Below are 7138 nucleotides of genomic sequence, written 5' to 3'. Positions count from 1 at the left end.
GAGACTGTACAATGAACTGTGTAAGAGGAAAATACACAGGAGGTAAGCATAATGGAAGAAGCTAGACAGGAAAAACTCAAGATTAGCAACGACTTGCTCGATGCCATGCTCGTAGGGGTCAAAACTCAAGACGATTTATGGGGCAAAGAGGGCATCACCACTCAGATAAGCAAGGCTCTGTTAGAACGAATCCTTAACGCCGAGATGGATTTCCACCTCAATAACACAGACGAAGGACGCGCAGCGGGCAACACAAGGAACGGATACGGCAAGAAAGAGACTATAGACTCGTCATTGAGTATTGCGCTGCACAACGGAGTCATTCTTTCGTAGGCTGATGAGATTTTTGCGATTGATGAGCGTATGCTGTTGATATTTTCTGCGAGGGGTTTTCTTCTTGCGATGATGGATTTGATTCTTTCAGTTCTGCTCATGAGATGATTCCTCCTGAGCGTGAAGCGTTTTTCTGTGAAAGTGCTGCGTTACTTACTGTGCAGGAAAAAAGACAATAGGTTGACTTGACTTGACTTGACTTGACTTGACTTGACTTGACAATTTTAGCGGCCAATTTCATTTTGTCAACACCTTTCTGTAATTTTATGGATGTGATAATTATACAATAACAGTGCGTTTAATGACGGTGCTATAATCCCCTAAATCACAAACTCAGGAGAAAATTTATATGGCACAGTTACGCCTTCACAGACACAGCACAAGCATTGACATGTTACACGGCTCACTGCTCGACAAAATATTATTGTTCTCACTACCCTTAGCGGCGAGCATGATACTACAGCAGCTCTTCAACTCGGCGGATGTCGCAGTAGTCGGACGTTTCGACTCACCTCAGGCGATGGCGGCAGTGGGCAGCAACGGCGCGGCAATAAATCTCATGGTAAATATTTTCGTGGGACTCTCTGTCGGCGCGAATGTCGTTGTCGCACGGTGTATCGGACGGAACGAGACCGGGAAAATTCATGACTCTGTTCACACTTCTATATCCCTCGCACTAATCAGCGGGATAATTTTATTGATATGGGGACTCGCCGTAGCAAAACCGATTCTGACTCTCATGAACACGCCCGATGATATTATTGATTTGGCAGTCGTATATTTCCGCGTGTACTTCCTCGGAATGCCGTTCATAATGCTGTACAATTTCGGCTCGGCGGTCTTACGCAGCAAGGGAGACAGCAAGCGGCCATTATGGAGTCTGGGATTCGGCGGAGTGATTAACGTCATACTCAACCTGATTTTTGTCATCGGCCTGAAACTCAGCGTTGTTGGCGTGGCACTCGCAACAGTAATCTCAAACGCAGTAAGCTCAATCATGATTATGTATTTCCTTATGACTGAGGAAGAGCCGTACCGCTTCAGATTTTCGCGCCTGTCATTAAAGCGTGAGCATGTAGCCCAAATCCTGAAGATAGGACTCCCGGCGGGGCTTCAGGGTTCGTTATTCTCGATCTCAAACATGACTATTCAGACGGCAATAAATTCCCTCGGCTCATACGCAAGTGCAGGGAGCGCGGCGGCTCTCAATTTCGATTTCCTGACGTATTACATTGTCGCGGCTTTCACGCAGGCGGCAGTAACATTCACTTCACAGAATTACGGCGCGGGAGATTACGCACGGTGCAGAAGAGTCTTCAATCTCACAATGTCGGCGGGAGTTTTGCTGACGGGATTCGCGTGTTTCGTGTGCGCTGTGTGGAAGACGGAAATATTATCGCTTTACACGGTCAATCCTGAAGTGCTGCGTTTTGCTGAAGTCAGAATGATTCACGCGGTGGCGTTCCTGTGGATGTGCAACATTTACGAGGTCAGCGGAGGATGCTTGAGAGGAATGGGATATTCTATGCTTCCTTCCGTGCTTGTGCTGCTAGGGTGCTGTGTCCTGCGAATCGTATGGGTGTATACGGCGTTTGCGTGGGAGAAAGATTTTGCGTTATTGATGGACGTTTACCCGGTTTCATGGACGATAACGGGAACTGCTACGATGATCGCATACTACACTGTGAGGCGCAAACTTTTCGCGTAATCACAAAAAGAGGGGACTGCGGATTCTTCACACAGCCCCCCGGAAATTTTTTGCTGACTCTATTTCTGGCGGAAGAATATTATCCCAATCACAATTGGAACGACCATAAGCGCGAACCCTAACCATATAGGAACAGCCAATCCCATTGTTACCGCGAACATTGGCACAAGCGCGGGCATACTCCCGTAGACAGGTGCCCAGATAGAATTTCCGATCGCTAACGTGTCAGCAGCGTCTGTTTTCCCGTCCGGGTCAACACAGCGAATCAGTGCCAGCCCTGTCGGAACAGTACCCATTGACGCGCCGAATGACCCGCAGCACTTCTCGAACCAGTTATCACGGTGCCACCATTTGCACAGCACAATCGCAAACACTGCCGTAACGACAATTATCACCGCGCTGACGATAAGAATCGGGGCGAAAAGGTCAGTTACCATCTTCAAGTTCATTGTCGCCATCGCTGAGACTATTATTATTTCGAGGCCGAGTCCTGATATTGAGTTTATCGTCCGGCGGTCAACGTAACCCTTCAGGCTTGTGCGCTTTATGATGTTCCAGACGACAATTCCGGCGAGTATTCCGTTCATGAGAGTCGGAAGGGGCTTGAGCGCGGGAATGATTCCTTTCAGCCACGACATTACATTATTTCCCAGTAACATGCAGGCAAGGACTATTGAGAGCTGGAGCGAGAAATTGTCGATCCCGCTGCTTGAGACTCTCGCCGTTCCGATTGGAGTCCGCTTCTCTTCCGGCAGTAGTCCCCCGAACATGCTCGGATTTGCCTTGTAGTCATTCGTCGCCTGAGTCGCATATCCCCGCCTCACTCCCCAGTTGATTATCACCATTCCCACAATCATGCAGGCAAGGACTCCGATTGTTGACATTATCATGCCTATGTCCGTAATTCCCTGAACGCCGTACTCGTCAGCCCAGACTTTTCCCGCGCCCGCCGCTGTCCCATGGCCGCCCCAGAACGAGAACACCGCAGCAGTACCCCATCCGAAAGGCAGCTCCGGCCATGCTGAATTGAGGAATGAGCCGAGCCACGTACCTACAAACATCTGCATTCCGTAAATTGATACCATTATGCAAAGATGCGCGAGGTACGCATTGAGCTTAGACTTCTTCATGTCAACGCCGATAACCGTGCAGGTCAGAACAAGATTAATCATCACTCCCGCCATTGACCCGAAAGACTTGGGAATCTCCACCCATCCGAGTACCTGAGGCCCCATAATCAGCGCGAGGACTCCGCCTATTACAGCCGCGGGAATGTAGAGACGCTGAAGAGGCTTGCATATCTCACGGACGACAAAGCCCGCGAGAAGGAACGAGAACAGCACAATCAAATCACCGAACATGCTTGAGAATGTCATGATTCCATCTCCTGAAAATAAATTTTGGGAACAGTCATAATTATATTCCATCACAGCCCGAAAAGCTCAGAATGACTCCCAAGCCTCTCAAGTATCAGCAAGTCTTCACCCTCAAGCGTATACACCAGCACCAAGTCAGGCCGTATATGACAGTCCCGCGAGCCTTCCCACTCACCATGAAGCGGATGATCCCGGTACTTTGCCGGAAGGGGTATACCGCGTTCGAGCATACTCACTACTTTTGCAAGTTCGCCGTCCCCTGTCAGAAGGTTACGGTATATTCCCCTTCTTTCGCGCTTAATGTCATGCCGGAATCCGCTTGTTGGTTCCGCGTGTCTCGTCTTCATACTCTGCATCAGCCTCCGCGCACACCTCATCAAGCCAATTGCTGAACTCTTCAGGCGTAAACGGCCCCTCGGTTATTCCGTGCAGTGCCTCATACCGTGCACAAATCGTAGCCTCCGTAGGATTCCCGAACTCGTCCCATATACGCCCGCCGTCATCAGGATAGTTATCCGGGTCATAGTCGTATTTCTCGATGAGCTGCTCTATCTCTTCGTCCGTCAGCTTGCGGTCAAATACGTAGCTCTGTTTCTTTTTCTCCGTTACGTTATCCATTTCTCTCACCTCACTTTCTCGTCAGCATATGATACAGCCCGAACAATTCCCGCACTATATCCCCCTCGCTGATATCCTCATCCCATCCGTAAGCACGGCACACAGCCCGGTCATTCCTCTCATGCGCCCGCCGTAACTCAATCGGCATCAGTGAGTCATCATACAGCCCCGCGAAACTCGTATTAGGGTACAGCCTCCGGGCATCAAGAATCCCTTGCGCGGTCTCTGTGATTAGCGCATGAATTTCACCCCCCTTAGTCCCCCCTGTCAAGGGGGGAAGGAGCGTAGCGGAAGGGGGGTAGCCTTTACAGGAGGGAGCATAAGCGGAGGGGGGTAACGCCACCGGCCATGGGAATGTGTTGTACACCATCTCGCCGGAATACCTGTAACGCATTTCGAGCCGTCCGCAGACTCTCCTCATCCACGCCATATGAATGCGGGAAGTCAGGACTCCGAAATGGTACAGTGTTGCGCCGGGGATAATCATGAGTCCGCCTGCACCAGGTATCACAGAGTCATCAAGAAAGCCCATCGGAATATATTTGCGACTCTCTGATGACAGTTGCGGGATTGCTACATACTGCGCGGGATTCATTTGCTCCCTGAAAAGGTGCGGTATATCTGCGAGTCTCGGCTGTGAACTTTTCTGCCTTAATTCCCTGCAAGCCTTCACCCTTTTGTACACGAGCGGCATATTCTTTATTTCGTCAGGAGTCGCACCCACAAGCCATAAACACCAGCGCGGTTTATTCTTGATAAATTCATCGCCCATCATGTAACGTTTGATATATTTCGCAGCTTCCGGTTCTCTCTTGATAAACTCTGCGTAATCTTCAGCTTCAATGATGAGATTTCCTCCGTCTGCTGCCATATTTCCCGCTGTCATGGCCGGGGCATTCGCGCAAATCGGTGTGTCTGTCCTGAATGCTATATCCTCGTCAGGCCCTTCATGAAGGTAGAAATTTATGTTGTCAACTTCCCTGTATGCTGTATGTATTTCTCCGTTCTCGTCTGTGTAGTCGTAATAGAGCCTGCGTTTTTCCGGCGGGTTTGTGCTGAAGCCGATAATGACGACGTGAACATGAGCCATTTTGCTTTTGTCGGGAAGCTCATTTTTCCACACGAAAGACGGATACGCGAAATCGATTTTTATGTGCCATCTTCCGCAGAGATATTTGAAGATATAGCCGACCTGCTCGCCCTGAACGATTGAATTTGTTGCGACGAAAGCGGCCTTTACGTTTTTGTCCCTGACATATTCGGAAGCGACCGCGAACCAGCACGAGACGTAATCAATTTTCCCGTTGCCGAAAGTTTTGCGTACAATTTTCTGCTGAGGCTGAGTCTGTTTTGCCCTTCCCACAAACGGAGGATTGCCCATAATGTAGAGCATATCTTCATGATGAACATTCCATCCTGTGATGAGAGCTTCAGACTTCAGCGCGTCGCCTTCCTCTATTCCGTCATATTCTTTCAGGGGAAGGGGCGAGTCGTTCGAGTGCGTAATCTCCTGAGTCTCTTTCCACATCTGATGATCGCTAATCCATAGGGCTGTCTTTGCGATGTTGACTGCGAAATTAATCGCCTCTATTCCGTGAAACTGTGTAATTTCGACTTTTACGGCGCGTTTTTCTGTTACTGGTAGCGCGTCAAGTATGCTGTTTTCGAGTCGTCGCAATGACGTGAAGGACTCTGTGAGGAAATTCCCTGAACCGCACGCGGGGTCTAAGAATCTCAGAGCGGATAATTTTTCCTGAAACGCGAGCAGTTTTTGAGTCCTTTCGGGCGACTCAGGCTCATCAAGAATCGTGCTGAGAGTCTCTGTGAGGCCGTCAAGAAAAAGCGGGTCAATGAGCTTGTGAATGTTTGCTGATGATGTGTAGTGTATGCCTTCCTGCTTTCGTGTTTCGTCATTGAGTGTTGCCTCAAAGATTGCGCCGAAAATTGTCGGGTTGATTGGCGACCAGTCGAACCCGGCCATGTCGTGAAGGATAATGCGTTTTGCCTTGTCATCAAGCTGAGGGAATTTGACATCATCATGAAAGAGTCCGCCGTTTACGTAGGGAAATTCTTTGAGGTCTGCGGATAAAAACGGGTCTCGTTCGTGTATTTTCGTTTTGAGGACGGTGAATAAATCTTTGAGTGCTGACTGTGCTACGTTTGCGCCCTTCCTGAAATAGTCTGTGAATTGAGACTTGCGGAACAGCCCGGAGTCCTCAGCGTAAAGCAGGAAAACGAGTCTGACGCAGAAGACGTTAATCTCATCGCGTGCCTTGTCGTATTGTTTTTTGTCGTAATGATTCTCTTCTGCGATTCTGTCGAGTGAGTCGAGGAGATAATCATAGAGTTTTCTGACGTGCTGCCCTGCCTCAACGGAGATTCGCACATCGCGGTGAAGAGTCTCGCCGGGCGTGAGAAGGAATCCGAGATTGCCGGGTGAAACTTTGTCGCGTGAAATGATAACGGGCGGTGCTGAAGGTGCTTCCATGTCGTGAATGTGAATCTCGTGAAAGTTGCAGGTGAGAATGTAGCGGCCTTTCTGCGAGACTGGGAGCCAGTCATAATAGCGTTTAGCCTGCTCGTAGGGAGTGAGATATGAGCCGTCCGACTGTCTTTCGGGTAATGAGAGGTCGATGCCGGGGGATTTCTGCTCGATGACGATTCCTGTTGAGGGAATATAAGCGTCAATGAATTTCGGCCTGCCTACGAGGACTCTTTTCTCGAACTCTATATAGTCATCCTGATTTACGATTCTGAAAACGTCGAATATTAACCTGCGCCAAAATTTTTGGGTGTGGCTTTTCTCGTTAGTCTCGGCCTGCTGAAAGTTGTCCGGCATGATTGAGATTCCTCCGTGTGTGAATGGGATTTTGCCTGCATTCTATCACGCTGTAAAATTTCGATACTAATGTGTAAAAATTTGACACTTTATGTATAATGTAAAAATCCGATAAAAATATATGTCAGTAACCTCACGGCTAAAGCCGGAGGCTTGTAAAAGCCTTGACTGACTAGCCTTAGCGTAAGCTACGTTGCCTGCGAATATATAGGCACCTACGGACGTAAATCCTAATCTGTAGCACTGCGGCTTGTGATTAAACAG

The 7138-nt window shown here is 49.0% G+C and carries 6 protein-coding genes; 2 read left to right on the top strand and 4 right to left on the bottom strand.

Annotation, left to right across the window (positions count from 1 at the left end):
- Positions 1-51 precede the first annotated feature (51 nt).
- Together IKQ95_00560 and IKQ95_00555 are read left to right on the top strand one after the other, a co-directional pair.
- Entirely contained in the window at positions 52-333 is a 282-nt protein-coding gene (locus IKQ95_00560) for a hypothetical protein (GenBank protein MBR4195185.1), read from the top strand.
- Between the two features lie 349 nt (positions 334-682).
- A complete protein-coding gene (locus tag IKQ95_00555) occupies positions 683-2041 on the top strand; it encodes an MATE family efflux transporter (GenBank protein ID MBR4195184.1) in 1359 nt (452 codons plus the stop codon).
- A gap of 59 nt (positions 2042-2100) precedes the next feature.
- On the opposite strand, the gene IKQ95_00550 is transcribed toward IKQ95_00555, so the two are convergent.
- Genes IKQ95_00550 through IKQ95_00535 form a run of 4 tightly spaced genes read right to left on the bottom strand, consistent with a single transcriptional unit; the run spans position 2101 to position 6874 of the window.
- Complete coding sequence (locus tag IKQ95_00550) at positions 2101-3417, bottom strand: hypothetical protein (protein ID MBR4195183.1); 1317 nt, start codon at positions 3415-3417, stop codon at positions 2101-2103.
- 50 nt (positions 3418-3467) lie between these two features.
- Positions 3468-3764: a type II toxin-antitoxin system YafQ family toxin gene (locus IKQ95_00545; GenBank protein ID MBR4195182.1), complete on the bottom strand. Its 297-nt coding sequence runs from the start codon at positions 3762-3764 to the stop codon at positions 3468-3470.
- On the bottom strand, positions 3721-4035 hold the full coding sequence (locus IKQ95_00540; GenBank protein ID MBR4195181.1) for a hypothetical protein: 315 nt from the start codon (positions 4033-4035) through the stop codon (positions 3721-3723). The genes IKQ95_00545 and IKQ95_00540 overlap by 44 nt, the downstream gene beginning before the upstream one ends.
- Positions 4036-4045: 10 nt before the next feature.
- Entirely contained in the window at positions 4046-6874 is a 2829-nt protein-coding gene (locus IKQ95_00535) for a class I SAM-dependent DNA methyltransferase (protein ID MBR4195180.1), read from the bottom strand.
- Positions 6875-7138 lie beyond the last annotated feature (264 nt).

The sequence above is a fragment of the Synergistaceae bacterium genome (assembly GCA_017540085.1).
In the GTDB taxonomy this organism is placed as follows: domain Bacteria; phylum Synergistota; class Synergistia; order Synergistales; family Aminobacteriaceae; genus JAFUXM01.
This window is presented reverse-complemented; position numbering and strand designations above follow the sequence as displayed.